This window comes from Escherichia sp. WS2035 (assembly GCF_046487065.1).
GTDB classification, from domain to species: domain Bacteria; phylum Pseudomonadota; class Gammaproteobacteria; order Enterobacterales; family Enterobacteriaceae; genus Escherichia; species Escherichia coli.
Window position 1 is genome coordinate 122,146 of the sequence record NZ_JBJQKD010000009.1, and the last position, 15,891, is coordinate 138,036.

Annotated in this window: 16 protein-coding genes; 1 reads left to right on the forward strand and 15 read right to left on the reverse strand. The window is 51.1% G+C overall.

Going from position 1 to position 15,891, the window contains the following annotated elements:
- Positions 1-34: 34 nt before the first annotated feature.
- The 12 genes from gstA to blr form a co-directional block, all read right to left on the reverse strand.
- Positions 35-640: a glutathione transferase GstA gene (gene gstA / locus ACJHX4_RS16195; RefSeq protein WP_000765749.1), complete on the reverse strand. Its 606-nt coding sequence runs from the start codon at positions 638-640 to the stop codon at positions 35-37.
- A gap of 105 nt (positions 641-745) precedes the next feature.
- Entirely contained in the window at positions 746-2,248 is a 1,503-nt protein-coding gene (gene dtpA / locus ACJHX4_RS16200) for a dipeptide/tripeptide permease DtpA (RefSeq protein ID WP_000100937.1), read from the reverse strand.
- A 610-nt stretch (positions 2,249-2,858) separates the two neighbouring features.
- Positions 2,859-3,494, reverse strand: coding sequence for an endonuclease III (gene nth / locus ACJHX4_RS16205; RefSeq protein WP_001030342.1), 636 nt, complete (start codon positions 3,492-3,494; stop codon positions 2,859-2,861).
- Positions 3,494-4,189: an electron transport complex subunit RsxE gene (gene rsxE, locus ACJHX4_RS16210; RefSeq protein WP_001289646.1), complete on the reverse strand. Its 696-nt coding sequence runs from the start codon at positions 4,187-4,189 to the stop codon at positions 3,494-3,496. The genes nth and rsxE overlap by 1 nt, the downstream gene beginning before the upstream one ends.
- Positions 4,190-4,192: 3 nt before the next feature.
- Positions 4,193-4,813 carry an electron transport complex subunit RsxG gene (gene rsxG, locus ACJHX4_RS16215; RefSeq protein WP_000920791.1) on the reverse strand — a complete coding sequence of 207 codons (621 nt, stop codon included), beginning with the start codon at positions 4,811-4,813 and terminating at the stop codon, positions 4,193-4,195.
- 3 nt (positions 4,814-4,816) lie between these two features.
- Positions 4,817-5,875, reverse strand: a complete 1,059-nt coding sequence (rsxD, locus tag ACJHX4_RS16220; RefSeq protein ID WP_000231965.1) for an electron transport complex subunit RsxD — start codon at positions 5,873-5,875, stop codon at positions 4,817-4,819.
- On the reverse strand, positions 5,876-8,296 hold the full coding sequence (rsxC, locus tag ACJHX4_RS16225) for an electron transport complex subunit RsxC (RefSeq protein WP_000915728.1): 2,421 nt from the start codon (positions 8,294-8,296) through the stop codon (positions 5,876-5,878).
- The gene (rsxB, locus tag ACJHX4_RS16230; RefSeq protein ID WP_000991797.1) at positions 8,289-8,867 is read right to left on the reverse strand and encodes an electron transport complex subunit RsxB; all 579 of its coding nucleotides are present in this window, start codon (positions 8,865-8,867) and stop codon (positions 8,289-8,291) included. The genes rsxC and rsxB overlap by 8 nt, the downstream gene beginning before the upstream one ends.
- Positions 8,867-9,448 (reverse strand): electron transport complex subunit RsxA, encoded by a 582-nt coding sequence (gene rsxA / locus ACJHX4_RS16235; RefSeq protein ID WP_000133193.1) that lies wholly within the window; start codon positions 9,446-9,448, stop codon positions 8,867-8,869. The genes rsxB and rsxA overlap by 1 nt, the downstream gene beginning before the upstream one ends.
- 76 nt (positions 9,449-9,524) lie before the next feature.
- A complete protein-coding gene (locus tag ACJHX4_RS16240) occupies positions 9,525-9,965 on the reverse strand; it encodes a DUF2569 domain-containing protein (RefSeq protein ID WP_000214176.1) in 441 nt (146 codons plus the stop codon).
- Positions 9,966-10,050: 85 nt separating this feature from the next.
- On the reverse strand, positions 10,051-10,266 hold the full coding sequence (ydgT, locus tag ACJHX4_RS16245; protein ID WP_000217950.1) for a transcription modulator YdgT: 216 nt from the start codon (positions 10,264-10,266) through the stop codon (positions 10,051-10,053).
- A 271-nt stretch (positions 10,267-10,537) separates the two neighbouring features.
- A complete protein-coding gene (blr, locus tag ACJHX4_RS16250; RefSeq protein WP_001296096.1) occupies positions 10,538-10,663 on the reverse strand; it encodes a division septum protein Blr in 126 nt (41 codons plus the stop codon).
- Positions 10,664-10,905: 242 nt separating this feature from the next.
- Here blr and ACJHX4_RS16255 point away from each other — a divergent pair, with 242 nt between their 5' ends.
- Positions 10,906-11,946 carry an oxidoreductase gene (locus tag ACJHX4_RS16255; RefSeq protein ID WP_001282552.1) on the forward strand — a complete coding sequence of 347 codons (1,041 nt, stop codon included), beginning with the start codon at positions 10,906-10,908 and terminating at the stop codon, positions 11,944-11,946.
- A gap of 35 nt (positions 11,947-11,981) precedes the next feature.
- Here ACJHX4_RS16255 and add read toward each other — a convergent pair whose 3' ends face one another.
- The 3 genes from add to malX form a co-directional block, all read right to left on the reverse strand.
- Positions 11,982-12,983, reverse strand: a complete 1,002-nt coding sequence (gene add / locus ACJHX4_RS16260; RefSeq protein ID WP_021533499.1) for an adenosine deaminase — start codon at positions 12,981-12,983, stop codon at positions 11,982-11,984.
- 103 nt (positions 12,984-13,086) lie between these two features.
- A complete protein-coding gene (malY, locus tag ACJHX4_RS16265; RefSeq protein ID WP_000459358.1) occupies positions 13,087-14,259 on the reverse strand; it encodes a bifunctional maltose regulon transcriptional repressor/cystathionine beta-lyase MalY in 1,173 nt (390 codons plus the stop codon).
- Between the two features lie 9 nt (positions 14,260-14,268).
- Positions 14,269-15,861 carry a PTS maltose transporter subunit IICB gene (gene malX, locus ACJHX4_RS16270; RefSeq protein WP_000125586.1) on the reverse strand — a complete coding sequence of 531 codons (1,593 nt, stop codon included), beginning with the start codon at positions 15,859-15,861 and terminating at the stop codon, positions 14,269-14,271.
- Between the last annotated feature and the right edge of the window lie 30 nt (positions 15,862-15,891).

Consider the following 15,891-nt stretch of genomic DNA (forward strand, 5'->3'; position numbering starts at 1 on the left):
TTTCGGCCCACAACGACCTGTGGGCCGATGGCTATTACTTTAAGCCTTCCGCTGACAGCGCGTCTTGTACTTCCGGACGTTCAGCCATACGTTGCATAAATGCCGCAATGTGCTCTAACCCTTCCAGATTCAGTTTCACCGCGTATGCCCAGCGCAGAACCGTAAACAGATAGGCATCAGCAATTGTGAATCGTTGCCCGCAGATCCAGTGCTCATCCTTCAGGGCCTCGTTCACATATTGCAGCTTCTTCTCCAGCTGCGCGCGAACTGTCGGTTTGTACTCTTCCGGTGTATCAGGGCGAAACAGAGGTGTGAAACCTTTATGCAGCTCGGTGGCGATGTAATTCAGCCATTCGATGGTTTTATAGCGGGAAATACTGTTTACCGGTGCCAGCAACTGGCGGTCGGGGACGCTGTCGGCAAGATACTGCATAATCGCTACGCCTTCCGTCAGCAAAGTACCATCGTCCAGCAGCAATGCAGGTACCTGTCCCTTAGGGTTAACGGCAAAGTAATCGTCACCGTTTTCGAGACGTTTTTTCATTAAATCCACACTGACGAGCGTAAAATCCTTTCCGCTCTCACGCAGGGTGATATGGGAAGCGAGAGAGCAGGCGCCCGGTTTGTAGAACAATTTCATCGGTAACTCCTTTTGTCTGTGGTTTAAAGTATGGTAGTGCGTTGCTGAACAAAAAAAAAGCCGCTAACGAAAAGTTAGCGGCTTGTAAATGAGTTTCCCTGAATTTTACGCTACGGCTGCTTTCGCCGCTTTGTCTGCAGCGTCATCCTGCGTCATGCGGTGCAGTTTCGGCGCGGTAAACAGCATCAGTACTGCAATAACGGCAGTAGCGACACCAATCTGCAAGAATACGCGACCATAGACTTCCAGTGACATCAGCGGATCGGTAACGTTATCCGGCACAGCCATCATACCTGCAACATAACCACCAATCAGGTTTGCACCGGCAGTGGTCAGGAACCAGCTACCCATAATGAAGCCCATCAGACGCTGCGGAACGAGTTGTGCAACCATTGCCAGACCCAGGCCAGAGATCATCAGTTCCCCGATACTCTGCAGGCCATAGCTCGCGACCAGCCAGCTTACAGACACGATACCAGCGTCAGACGCGAATTTCGCACCCAGCGGCAGAATCAGGAACGCACCAGAACACATCACCATGCCGATAGCAAACTTGGTTGGCATCGGCAGGGTATCGCCCATCTTGTTATAGATAGCGGCCAGAATCGGGCTACCAATGATGATCCAGAACGGGTTCAGTGCCTGATACTGCTCAGGTTCTACGGCCAGGCCCAGAATGGTGTGTTCAACGTTACGAATCGCAAAGAAGTTCAGTGACGTTGGCATCTGGCTATAAAGCACGAAGAAGATAATGGCTTCGAGCATCAGGATGAAGGCAACGATCATTTTACGACGCGCAGCACCTTTCATCGCGAAGGCTTCTTTACCGAAGATAACCACAATACCGAAGGCAACAACGCCCAGCGCCATACGCGCAACTTCCTGATTGTGCAGCAGCCAGGTGGCGATAGCGATCAGTGCCACAACACCAATAATGGTCAGCAGCAGGTTACGGTAGTTGATAGGCTCGAAGTCTGGTTTTGAACCGTACTGTTTAACCCAACGTTGGCAGAAGGCGAAGTTAACGATAGTGATCAGCAGGCCTACAACGCTCAACGCAAACGCAACACTCCAGCCGTATTTCGCGGCCAGCCACGGCGTAGCAATCATAGAGAAGAAAGAGCCGATGTTGACGGACATGTAGTACATGGTGAATGCACCGTCCAGACGCGGGTCGTTTTTCTCATAGCATGTAGAAAGCAGAGAAGACGGGTTAGCTTTAAACAGGCCGTTACCGACCGCAATAGCCGCCATACCCATATAAACGATACCGGCGTCGTGACCAGACCAGGCAACCAGAGCATAACCAATCGCCAGCACAATAGCGCCGAGCATAATTACGCGTTTAGTACCCAGTACCTTGTCACCTAACCAGCCGCCGATAGCGACCAGACCATAAACCAGGGCACTAAAGGAAGAGAAAAGGGTGATTGAATCCGCTTCAGACATACCCAGTTGTTTAACCAGGTAAACAGCCATAATTCCTTGTAGGCCGTAATAACCAAAACGTTCCCATAACTCAATCGAGAAGATGAGATAGAACGCCTTCGGTTGTTTAAAAGCGTTCAAACTGACGCTTTCAGTTGGTTTTTGGTTTGCAGTGGACACTTTTACCTCTTTTTTTACATCCCATATTAACGGGGGTGCTTTCTCGCGTTATGTCTAAAAAACATACGCGCAATTGTTATAGTGGGAGGGGAAACGGCAGGTAATGTTCACTATCTTGCACTTTCAGACAAGTCCTTTGTAATAATCTGTTACATATAACTGAGGCGGGGAATTCAACCATTCCGGGAAATGTTATCCAGCGTTAAATTTTTCAAAAAACGTAACGGCAGATTTTTTCACTACCCTGAGAGGGTGATGATGGCTTAACGGCGATATGTTCTACTATTTAGCGTTTTTCCTAGTGAGATAGTCCAGTTTCTGAAAAATAGCCAGTGTAATGTTTTGTAGGTCAATATTTGTTGTGTGTGTAAATTTAAATGATTTTAACCTGATTCTTGCAATGTTTTTACATTGCCACAGCATCGTGATCTTGATCACGAATGAATAGAAAATTTCGCTATTAAAAAAACAATTAACCTGCATTTTTGGTTATCTGCAAACGGATTACCTGATGATAACGCTAAGCAATGGCATCATTGACGTTAAAAAGATGTTTTAAAAGAGGATAAAGAAAGGTTATGAATGGGGTAATCGGTGTTACCCCTGATCTTTAGATGTCAACTTTCTCTTTGTATTCACAAAGATCTTCAATAATACAAGAGCCACAGCGAGGCTTGCGGGCAATGCAGGTATAACGCCCGTGCAGGATCAACCAATGGTGGCAGTCGACTTTAAACTCTGCCGGAACCACTTTCAGTAGCTTTTCTTCTACCTGTTCGACGTTTTTCCCCGGCGCAAATTGAGTACGATTGCAAACGCGGAAAATGTGCGTGTCGACAGCAATAGTCGGCCAGCCGTATGCAGTGTTTAATACGACGTTGGCTGTTTTACGACCTACACCAGGCAGGGCTTCAAGCGCAGCACGATCTTCCGGAACCTCGCCATTATGTTGTTCCAGTAATATACGGCAGGTTTTGATGATATTTTCTGCTTTGCTGTTATAAAGGCCAATCGTTTTGATATAGGTTTTCACCCCTTCAACGCCCAGTTCAAGCATCGCTGCAGGCGTATTAGCCACCGGGTAGAGTTTCGCCGTCGCCTTATTAACACTGACATCGGTCGCCTGAGCGGAAAGCAGTACGGCAATCAGCAATTCAAAAGGCGAACTGAAATTAAGCTCGGTGGTGGGATGAGGATTGTTCTCACGCAGGCGAGTGAGGATCTCCAGGCGTTTTGCTTTGTTCATCAGACATTCCCTGTTTCACCGTTTGGCAATGCACGTTCGGCAGCTGCTTCAGTACGGCGCTTTTTCATTTTTTCATCAATCAGGTATTTTCCTGCCAGCATCAGTCCCAGGCCAATAAATGCACCTGGTGGCAGCATCGCCAGCAGGAAAGGGGAGTCGGTGTGGAAAATCTCCACGCGTAATACTTTTGCCCAGCTACCTAACAGCGCATCTGCACCGTCAAACAACGTGCCATTGCCGATAATTTCGCGTAGTGAACCCAGCACGAACATGGCGCAGGTTGCGCCCATACCAATTGAAAAGCCGTCCAGTGCCGAAAGCGCCGGACCTTTTTTGGCGGCGAAGGCTTCAGCGCGGCCCACAACGATACAGTTAGTGACAATCAGCGGAATAAAAATCCCTAATGATTGATACAGGCCAAAGGCGTAGGCGTTGATCAGCATCTGTACAGCGCTGACCACCGAGGCGATGATCATCACGTAAATGGGAATGCGGATCTCGGCGGGCGTCCAGTGACGCAGCGTCGAAATGGTCAGGTTGGTTAGCGTCAGTACCAGCGTAGTCGCAAGTCCTAAACCCAGAGCGTTAGTGGCAGTGGACGTGACCGCCAACAGAGGACAAAGGCCGAGCAGCTGGACCAGCGCAGAGTTGTTTTTCCACAACCCCTGAACAATAACGTCTTTAATTTCGCTCACGTTTTATTCTCCACAGGCAGGAAGTTGAGAAAGTTGTGCCGGTAACGTCTGAGCGTACAATCCGGCGCGTTTTACCGCATTAACCACCGCGCGGGGAGTAATCGTCGCGCCAGTGAACTGGTCGAAATCACCACCATCTTTCTTCACCGCCCAGTTCGCATCATCCGCACCACTGATTTTTTTACCCGCAAAATGGGTGATCCAGTCAGAAAGGCGCAGTTCGATTTTATCGCCAAGCCCTGGCGTTTCGTGGTGCTCAGTCACGCGCGTGCCAAGTACCGTGCCGTTAAAATCGGCTCCCACCAGCAGCTGAATCGCACCGGAATAGCCATCTGGCGCGGTTGCTTCCAGAACGGCAGCTACCGGTTTGTCATCCTGTTTGGCGATGTAAACCCGATGCTCACCTTTACCTAACTCTGGCGCAGTTACCAGATAGCAACTCTGTGCCAGCGCATTGTTATAGCGTTCAGCTGGCAGCACCTGATCAAATAACGCCTTTTGTTGCAGACTGGCCTGCTCAGCAATTGTCGTTTTGGTCATCTGGTTGATGGCCGCAGTTAACCCTGTTGAACCCGCTGCAAAGAGCGCCAACGTAATGCCGTGTTTTCGGATAGTTTTCAGCATGGTTTACCCTTTGCGATGGCCGTAGACGCGCGGACGCGTGTAGTAATCGATCAGAGGAACCGTGATGTTCGCCAGCAGGACGGCAAAAGCCACGCCGTCAGGATAGCCGCCGAAACTGCGGATCAACCAGACTAATAAGCCCGCCAGCGCGCCGAAAATAAGACGACCACGATTGGTCGTAGAAGCGGTAACCGGGTCAGTCAAAATAAAGAATGCGCCGAGCATGGTCGCACCAGACAGCAGATGAATTTGCGGTGCTGCCAGAGTATCTGGTGAGAACAACCAGCCCAACGTTGCGCATAACGCCAGCGTTACTAAGAAGCTGAGGGGAATATGCCAGCGAATCGCTTTCTGCCATAGCAACCACACGCCGCCAGTCAGCCAGGCGAGATTTACCCATTGCCAACCAGCGCCCGCCAGAATACCGCTGTAGATCGGATATTGCATAATCTCTTCAACCGAATGACCGGCACGGACAGAGGTTTTAAATGTATCCAGCGGTGTCGCCTGACTAATGCCATCAATACCTAAGCGTAGCGTGTTCATATCACCACCACTGGTGGTATGTCCGCTGAAAATAACCTGTATGGCGTCGATAAAACCAGGGATGTTGACCGCAATTTCATGTGGCGGTAACCAGCTGGTCATCTGCACCGGGAAGGAGATCAGTAAGACCACATAACCAATCATTGCCGGATTAAACGGGTTTTGCCCCAGACCGCCATACAACTGTTTAGCGATGATCACCGCAAACACCGTACCCAGCACGACCATCCACCATGGCGCGAGGGGGGGAATACTTACCGCCAGCAATAAGCCTGTCAGCAATGCTGAGTTATCTTTCAACGTTGCAGCTACCGACTGCTTGCGTAGTTTGAGGACGAGAGCTTCGGCCAGAAGAGCACTGACCGACGCCAACAGGATCTGAACGAGAGTACCCCAACCAAAAAACCACAGTTGCGCTGCGATTCCTGGCACGGCTGCGAGCAATACCAACATCATAATGCGCGATGTCTGGCGCTGGTTATGGGTATAAGGGGAGCTAGCTATTCTGAATACCATTTAGTCCTCGTTTACAACCTTTTGCTGGGCGGCTTTTTTGGCCTGAACGCGGGCAATAGCCGCAGCAACTGCCGCTTTGCGCGGATCAATCTGTTCTTCTGGCTCTGCATTAGCCTGTTGCTGTTCCAGCTTGCGTGCTTTGGCACGGGCAATAGCAGCTTCGACGGCGGCTTTGCGTGGATCAACCTGTTCTTCTGGTTCCGCATTAGCCTGTTGTTGCTGTTCCAGCTTGCGCGCTTTGGCGCGTGCAATAGCCGCTTCGACGGCAGCTTTGCGCGGATCGACCTGTTGTTCTGGCTCCGCATTGGCCTGTTGCTGTTCCAGCTTGCGTGCTTTGGCGCGGGCGATAGCGGCTTCGACGGCGGCTTTGCGTGGATCAACCTGTTCTTCTGGTTCCGCATTAGCCTGTTGTTGCTGTTCCAGCTTGCGTGCTTTGGCACGGGCAATAGCAGCTTCGACGGCGGCTTTGCGTGGATCAACCTGTTCTTCTGGTTCCGCATTGGCCTGTTGCTGTTCCAGCTTGCGCGCTTTGGCGCGTGCAATAGCCGCTTCGACGGCAGCTTTGCGCGGATCGACCTGTTGTTCTGGTTCGGCATTAGCCTGTTGCTGTTCCAGCTTGCGTGCTTTGGCACGGGCAATAGCGGCTTCGACGGCGGCTTTGCGCGGATCAACCTGTTGTTCTGGCTCCGCATTGGCCTGTTGCTGCTCCAGCTTGCGTGCTTTGGCGCGGGCAATAGCCGCTTCAACGGCAGTTTTACGTGGATCAGCAACGGTTGCAGCGTCGTTAGTTTGCTGCAGTTCTGCCTGTTTCGCTCTGGCTTGCGCTTTACGGGCTTCCCGTGCTGCAATAATTGCACTGTTATCCGGGCGTTCGCCCGCTTTAATCACAATAGGCTGTGTAGCCTGGGCCTGTTTCTCTTTCACCCGCGCCAGAGCGGCAGCAATCGCATCTTTATCTTTGGCTGCAGGTTGAACGGCTGCGCTCTTATGTCGTTCAAGGCGAGCCGTTTTTTCGCGCTCCAGACGAGCCTGGCGCGCTTCGAAACGCGCTTTGGCTTCTGCGGCGCGCTTTTCTTCCTGACGAATAGCCGCAATTTCAGCTTTTTCCTGACGGAAATATTGCACCAGGGGGATATTGCTCGGGCAAACCCACGCGCAAGCCCCACATTCAATGCAGTCGGCAATGTTATGCGTGGTGGCTTTATCGTGTTGCTGACCTTTGCTGAACCAGTACAGCTGTTGCGGCAAAAGATCCGCAGGGCAGGCGTCAGCACAGGCGCTACAACGGATGCAACTTTGTTCTTCCTGTGGTTCGCCAAGTTCATTGGCAGAGGGAGCCAAAAGACAGTTGGTAATCTTTACGACCGGGACATCCAGCCACGGTAAGGTAAAGCCCATTAGCGGGCCGCCCATAATCACCATTTGATCGGCAGAGGGGCAGAATCCGGCATCATTCAATAAATGACGCACTGGCGTACCCAGCCGTGCCCAGACGTTGCCCGGGCGAGCGATTGCTTCGCCAGTCAGGGTCACGACACGCTCGGTAATCGGCTCGCCATCAATAACGGCACGTTTCACTGCATAAGCGGTGCCGACGTTTTGCATTAATACGCCGATATCGGATGAACGCCCGCCATGTGGAACCTGCTTCCCGGTCAGAATGTAGGTTAATTGTTTAGCACCGCCAGAAGGATATTTGGTGGGAATCACCCGCAGAGAAATATCGTGGGAGTCCGCCAGCACCGCGCGTAGCATGGAAATCGCCTGCGGTTTGTTATCTTCAATGCCGATAAGAATTTCGCGCGGCTGCAGAATATGCGCAAGGATGCGGATACCCTCTACGACCTGAGCCGCGCAATCCTGCATCAAACGGTCATCGGCGGTAATGTACGGCTCGCACTCAGCAGCGTTGATAATCAACGTTTCAATCTTATCTCCGCCGCCCTGCAATTTAACGCCTGTCGGAAATCCCGCACCACCCAGCCCGGCAACACCAAACTGATGAATGCGCTCGATTAACTCTTCGCGACTGCGAGAGCGATAATCGGCCCAGCCGTCGCGCGGGATCCAGCAGTCTTCGCCATCGGCATCAATAATCACACTTAATTCAGCTAAAGCTGAAGGATGAGCCGTAGAGTGGGGCGCAATAGCCGTAACGGTACCCGAGGTGGGCGCGTGAACCGGCAGCATTTTGCCGCGACCACGGGTAAGCGGCTGGCCGCGCAATACTTTATCGCCGACGCTAACGCACAACTCACCTTCAGCGCCAATATGTTGTTTTAGTGGAATGACAAAACGCTGCGCCAGTGGTACCTGGCGCAGGGGCGTACCGTTGGACTGGGTTTTCATCTCCGGTGGATGGATGCCGCCGTTGAAATCCCAGATTTTATTTTTTCTGAATGCAGAGAATAACTTAAGCATGGTGTTCCACGGGAATGATACGCACGGGAATGGTGTTCAGATCCCATTTCCAGGAGTCAGGAGTTTCTGCGACCGGTTGCAACGAGATGCAGTGCGTCGGGCACGGATCAACACATAAATTGCAGCCCGTACAGAGATCACTCATTACCGTATGCATGGCGCGGGTAGCGCCAACGATGGCGTCTACCGGACACGCCTGAATACATTTAGTGCAGCCAATACAGTTATTTTCATCAATAACCGCCACCATCCGCGCTGGCGTTAGCTCTTGCGCTTCGCCATCCAGCGGCTGCGGCTCGACATTAAGCAACTCGGCAATTTTTAGCATCACAGCTTCGCCACCTGGGGCGCAACGGTTGATTTTTTCACCGTTACAGCTGATGGCTTCCGCGTAGGGGCGACAGCCGGGATAACCGCACTGACCACACTGGCTCTGCGGTAAGATTTCGTCAATTTTCTCAACGACCGGATCGTCTTCCACCGCAAAACGGCGGGAGGCATAACCCAGAATGGCGCCAAACGCCAGGGCCAGCAGGCTCACGGCGGCAACGGCAATCCAGATAGCATTCATTACAACTTCACCAAACCACTAAAGCCCATAAAGGCCAGAGACATAAGACCTGCGGTAATTAACGCAATGGCATTACCGCGAAAAGGTGCCGGGACATCAGCCACAGCAAGGCGTTCGCGGATGGCGGCGAAGAGCACCATCACCAGCGAGAAACCGACAGCGGCGGAAAAACCGTACAGCGCTGACTGCAAGAAATTGTGCCCGAGATTGATATTCAGCAACGCCACGCCGAGCACGGCACAGTTGGTGGTGATAAGCGGCAAAAAAATCCCCAGCAGACGGTAAAGTACCGGGCTGGTTTTGCGCACCACCATTTCGGTGAACTGCACAACCACAGCAATCACCAGAATAAACGCCAGGGTGCGCAGATAAATCAGATTAAGTGGGATCAAAATCCACGTATCGATAAGCCAGGCGCAAATAGACGCCAGCGTCATTACAAACGTTGTTGCCAGCCCCATGCCCATCGCGGTTTCCAGCTTTTTGGAAACCCCCATAAACGGACAGAGACCGAGAAACTTGACCAGTACAAAGTTATTGACCAGTACAGTTCCGACAAACAGTAACAGGTAGTCAGTCATTTTTCGGCCTGAAATAAAAAAGCCGCCTATTATCCGTTAATCCAGAGCAGGCGACAACAGGTTAACTGTAAGGTTATTACGGATTCACAAACGTCGCTTTCACCCGCGACGAGCGTTTGAAATAGGGGACGATCAATGCGGTTGCCAACAAAGTAAACAGCAACTGGCGAACGGCTATGCCATCTTCTACGGGTGAAAAAGCGAACGCTTTTACTGCCAGCAATACGGAAATAAGCAGCCAGATAATATAGTGTTTAGGAACACAACGCCGACGTTTAAAGAAAGCGATGGTCAACCACAGTGTGTAATACCACATGGCGATAGCGGTAATAAAAGAAACGCCCCATAAGATTTGTGTCGTCAGTGCTTGTCCGCCGAGCGTTTGAAATGTTTGCGGAGAAGATAACGCAGCGGTATACAGCAACAACGCCAGCGTCGTACTCAACAGAGCGACTAAAAGCCAGGCCAACGGGCCAAGCAACCAGCCTCCAATACGTTGTGGCGTTGTGGTGGTCATAGGTTCTCCAGAATAGCGACGCAAACAGACAAATCTAATTTTAGGGGCGTTATTATAAGGCTTTTATAACCGATCGCTACTTTCTTTACTGGACATAGTGCCAGACGGACTTCGGTACCTGGCCGAGGTCAAACAAACGCCCGCCAGAAACCAGCTCTGCGCGACGGTGATCGGCAGCACGATACATATTGATCAGTTCCTGATCGTCCGTCAGGGTGTAATTAAGATGGTCGTAGAGTTTTTCCAGACTTTCGAGTGAACTGATTTTGCGAAATTTTAATAAGTAGTCCTGAACAGTCATAAAAGGTCCATAAATAATTAATACCAAAGGGGTAGGTATTATTAGTGATGATAAAATTTCACCAAAAGTGAACGCTTGTGTTATTACAATAATAAGAATGCGCTGATGGCAAATATTCAGGGATGAAAAACTGCTCTGAAAAGAGTAACGCGCTTTACTATCCCTGACAATCATCAACAACATCGAACAAGATAATAAATTCCTGGTTTAATATCCGACAAGTGAAAACATGCACCCGGACGGGCAGCATGTCGCTCAACAAGTGCAGAGCTTACTTGTGTTGTACCGTAGTACTCTGTTCAGGTGGCTGATAGTTGTCAATGTGACTCGCCACGCCAAGAAGAATGACTGAAACGACAAGAACGATCCAACCTGTTAATTCAATAAGACGATTCATTACAGCCCACATCTCTGTTGATTGATCCATTAACTTCAGGGGGTAAATGTTACTTAGCAATAATAGCTCCAGCAAGATTTTTACTGAGGTTTTTGCGATATTTAGCTTTTGTCGTTGGAAAAATCGCTATTTTTTTGACTTAAGTTAAACAACATCCCTTATTGCTGGCAGGTTATTAAACTGTTGAGCGAGGGTAAAGGATAGTGTCAAATAGCCATCATACTTCAATGAGAGGCAATGACATGAGCGACAACATCCGTGTTGGGGTGATTGGGTATGGTTATGCGAGCAAAACCTTCCATGCGCCCCTGATTGCGGGCACGCCCGGGCTGGAACTGGCGGTAATCTCCAGCAGCGATGAAACAAAAGTAAAAGCCGACTGGCCAACGGTTACGGTTGTCTCTGAGCCGAAGCATCTGTTTAACGATCCCAACATAGACCTGATTGTCATTCCTACACCCAACGATACCCATTTTCCGTTAGCTAAAGCGGCGCTTGAGGCGGGTAAACATGTGGTCGTTGATAAACCCTTTACCGTGACACTGTCACAAGCACGAGAGCTGGATGCGCTGGCAAAAACCCTGGGGCGTGTGTTGTCTGTATTCCATAACCGTCGCTGGGATAGCGATTTTCTGACCCTAAAAGGTTTGCTCGCGGAAGGCGTGCTGGGGGAAGTTGCTTACTTTGAGTCTCATTTTGACCGCTTCCGTCCGCAGGTACGCGATCGTTGGCGTGAACAGGGCGGCCCAGGCAGCGGTATCTGGTACGATTTAGCACCGCACCTTCTTGATCAGGCCATTACGCTATTTGGTTTACCGGTTAGCATGACGGTAGATTTGGCACAGTTACGGCCCGGAGCGCAGTCGACCGATTATTTCCACGCTATCTTGTCCTATCCGCAGCGGCGAGTGATTTTACACGGCACCATGCTGGCAGCCGCTGAGTCAGCACGGTATATCGTGCATGGATCCCGAGGCAGTTATGTGAAATATGGCCTCGATCCACAGGAAGAACGTCTGAAAAATGGCGAGCGTCTGCCGCAGGAAGACTGGGGCTACGATATGCGTGATGGCGTACTTACCCGCGTGGAAGGTGAGGAACGTGTCGAAGAAACGCTGTTGACAGTGCCGGGGAATTATCCGGCTTACTATGCGGCTATTCGTGATGCGTTAAATGGCGATGGTGAAAATCCGGTTCCGGCAAGTCAGGCAATCCAGGTAATGGAGTTGATTGAGCTGGGCATCGAATCCGCCAAACATCGCGCGACTTTGTGCCTTGCGTGAAAAGGGGATGGTGCAATTAGCACCATCCATTTTTGTTACTTCGCGGCGACTTTTTCTCGCAGTGCGCGTTTTTCCTCTGCGCTGAGGAAAGCCATTTCCAGACCATTAATCTGTGCCTGGCGGATTTGCTCGCGGGATAACCCAGCAGCTGGCGCGGCAACGGTATATTCGTGAATGATATCCACTCCCTGCACGCCGGGATCGTCAGTGTTAATGCTGGCACGAATGCCATGCTCAAGGAACGTTTTCAGCGGATGTGCAGCCAGATCCGCCACGGTGCTGGTCTGAATATTGGAGGTCAGACAGGATTCAATACCAATTTGTTGCTCGGCGAGAAAATCCATCAGCGCCCGATCTTCAATGGCTTTTACGCCATGTCCAATACGCTCCGCCCCCAGTTCACGAATCGCCTGCCAGATGCTTTCCGGTCCGGCAGCTTCGCCTGCATGGACGGTAATATGCCAGCCCGCATCACGCGCGCGGTTGAAATGAGAAAGGAACAGACTTCCCGGGAAACCAAGTTCATCACCGGCTAAATCAAGTGCGGTAATCTGGTCACGGTGGGCTAAAAAGGCCTCCAGCTCTTGCTGACAGGCGGCTTCGCCGAAGGTCCGGCTCATAATACCGATAAGCTTCGCCTGCACACCAAAGGTGCGGCAACCTTCACGTACGCCATCGATCACCGCTTCGACAACACCCGCTACAGGCAGCTGATGTGCCATTGCCATGTAGCCTGGTGAAAAACGCAGTTCGACATAGTGCAGGCCGTTACGGGCTGCATCTTCAATGTTTTCAAATGCCACGCGGCGGCAGGCATCAAGAGAGGCGAGAACTTTAACGCCCCAGTCAAGTTTAGTCAGAAAGCTCACCAGATCGGGTTCGTTGGCAATGACCTGAACGTGGAGAGTCAGTGTTTCCAGGGATTGTGCAGGAAGCGAGATATTATACTGGCGGCCAAGTTCAAGAATGGTCTGGGGACGAATGTTGCCATCAAGGTGGCGATGGATATCAGTTAATGGCAGGGTGGTATCAATCATGGTCGCACTCTTTTTCTGGATATAAAAGTGCGCACCATTATAAAAACAAAGCAGGGTAAAAATCCACGATTGCGCAACGATTTTTTACGTTGCGCAATTGGGGTTAACCAACAGCGCGGATGGCGTTAATTAATCCAGCCACACCTTTTTCCAGTTTCGAACGTGGGCAGCCGGCATTGAGTCGGACAAAACCACGACCTTCTTCACCGTAGGTATATCCCGGCATGATCGCGATCTTTTCTTGCTCGATAAGCGCTTTTTGCAACGCGTTGTCGTCAATATTCAACGGACGTAGATCAAGCCAGGCCAGATAAGTGGATTGCGGGATCTGCCAGTTGAGTTCAGGAAACGCAGCGTTCATTTTATCTGCGATATACGTCAGGTTATCTTTCAGATAGACGCGTAAGGCATCCAGCCATGGCGCGCCTTGCTGATAGGCGGCGATATGAGCAGTTAACGCCAGTACCGAAGGGGAAGAAAGCCCATCACGTCCTTTCAGTGCCGATAAATAGGCATCGCGGCTACTGCTATTTTCTATAATCCCGTAAGCACCGGTCAGGGCGGGAATATTGAAACTTTTTGATCCCGACGTTAGCAACGCCCAGTCTCCGCGCGCCACATTACTCCAGGGAATATGCGGCTGCTCGCCCCAAACCATATCCATATGGATTTCATCGGAAATAACCCGCACACCATGACGCTCGCACAGGTCAGCCATGATCTCCAGCTCATCGCACGTCCACACTTTCCCGGTAGGATTCTGTGGGCTACACAGGAGCATAATTTTACATTCTGGTTTCGCCAGCACGGCTTCCAGCTTGCCCATATCGCAAAACCAGCCGTCAGCCTGCTTCTCTAAAGCAACGGGCATTACTGTGCGCTGGTTACCTTCAATGGCCTTGTAAAATGCGTCATAGGCGGGTGTGTGGATCACCACGCCTTCACCTGTTTCAGACCACTGACGAATCAGTTCTGAAACCATATAGATAACAGAAGGGCCATACACCACCGACTGAGGATCGATGGCGGTGTAATGCTGGGTGGAAAACCAGTGGGCAATAGCCGCGAGAAACTCATCGTTTTTCCAGCGGCTGTAGCCAAACACGCCGTGTATCAGGCGCTGATTCAGCGCCTCGATAATGCAGGGGGCAGTGGCAAAATCCATGTCTGAAATCGTGAACGGTAACAGGTCAGCAGTGCCGAAACGGTCAGCGACATAATCCCACTGCGTACACCATGTGCCATGACGATCCACGACCTTTGAAAAATCGAACATATCTTATCCTTATGCCTGGACAGTACGCATCAGACCGACCATTTCATCTTTTACTGACTGAACTTGTGGCCCGATAACAACCTGCAGGTTATGTTGATTAAGTTGTACTACGCCAATTGCCCGATTGTCCTTCAGTGCCTGCACATTAACAAGCGACATATCTTTTACAGACAAACGCAGACGCGTAATGCAGTTATCGAGACTGACAATATTGTCGGCACCGCCTAAGGCTTCGAGGATTGCCGGAACGTTGTAACCTGATTTACCCGGCGCACCGGCAACGGCTTTTTCGATTGAACTGGCAACTTCACTATCGCGCCCCGGGGTTTTGAGATTGAAGCGGGTGATAGCGAAACGGAAGATGATGTAGTAAACGACAAACCAGATTGCCGCCACTACTGGCACCATGTACCACTTGGTTGACAGACCATGCAAAATACCGAACACCACAAAGTCGATGATATTGCCGTCGGTATTACCGATGGTGACGCCGAGCACAGACATGACAGTGAAGCCGAGGCCGGTTAACAGCGCGTGGATGACATACAGAACTGGCGCTACGAACAGGAACAGGAATTCCAGAGGTTCGGTCGTGCCGCCAACGACACAGGCGATCAGGCCAGAAATCAGCAGACCTTTAATTTTATGGCGATTTTCCGGGCGCGCACAGTGATACATAGCTAACGCTGCACCTGGCAGACCGCCGAGAAACGCAGGCATTTTACCTTGCGAAAGGAAACGCGTGGCGCTTTCAGAAAAACCGTGAGTGGTCGGGCAACTCAATTGCGCCTGGAAGATGGTCAGTGCACCGCTGACGGTTTGACCGCAGACTTCCTGCGTGCCGCCTGCGTCGGTAAAGCGAATTAATGCCACCAGAATGTGATGCAGACCAAACGGCAACAGCAGACGTTCACCGGTACCAAACAGCATCGGTCCGAAATCACCCGCGCTGTTGATCATATGGCCTAAGCCGCTAATACCCATGGCGAAAATCGGCCAGACTAATGGAATCACCAGGCCGACAAGACCCATCACCAGCGAGGAGATGATTGGTACGAAGCGCGTACCGCCGAAGAATGCCAGCGCATCCGGCAGGCGGATATTATGGAATCGCTCATGCAGCATCCAGACGATAATACCGGCGATCACCGCACCGAGGATCCCGGTGTCGATCGACTGGATCCCAAGAATGCTCTGGATGTTATTGGCTTTCAGAACGGCGGCGTCCATGGTTGGCAGAATGCCTTTATTGGTCAACCAGAAGTTTACCGCGAGGTTCATTACCGCATAACCGACGAAGCCAGCGAATGCCGCTACGCCTTTGTTTTCGCGTGCCAGACCCAGCGGGATGGCGATACAGAACATGACTGGCAGGAAACTAAAAGCAAACGAGCCAATCTTACTCATCCAGGTAAAGATAGCCTGCAACACGGGGTTGCCCAGGACCGGGATCAGGGTGATGACATCATGGCTGCTAAGAGAACTACCAATGCCGAGCATAATGCCGCAGAACGACAATAATGCCACGGGTAACATGAAGGTTTTGCCTAACTGCTGGAAGAACTCCCACAGCGTGACTTTCGGTGCTGTTTTCGCCGTCATAAAACGACTCCTCGTAGAGAACAATCTGGA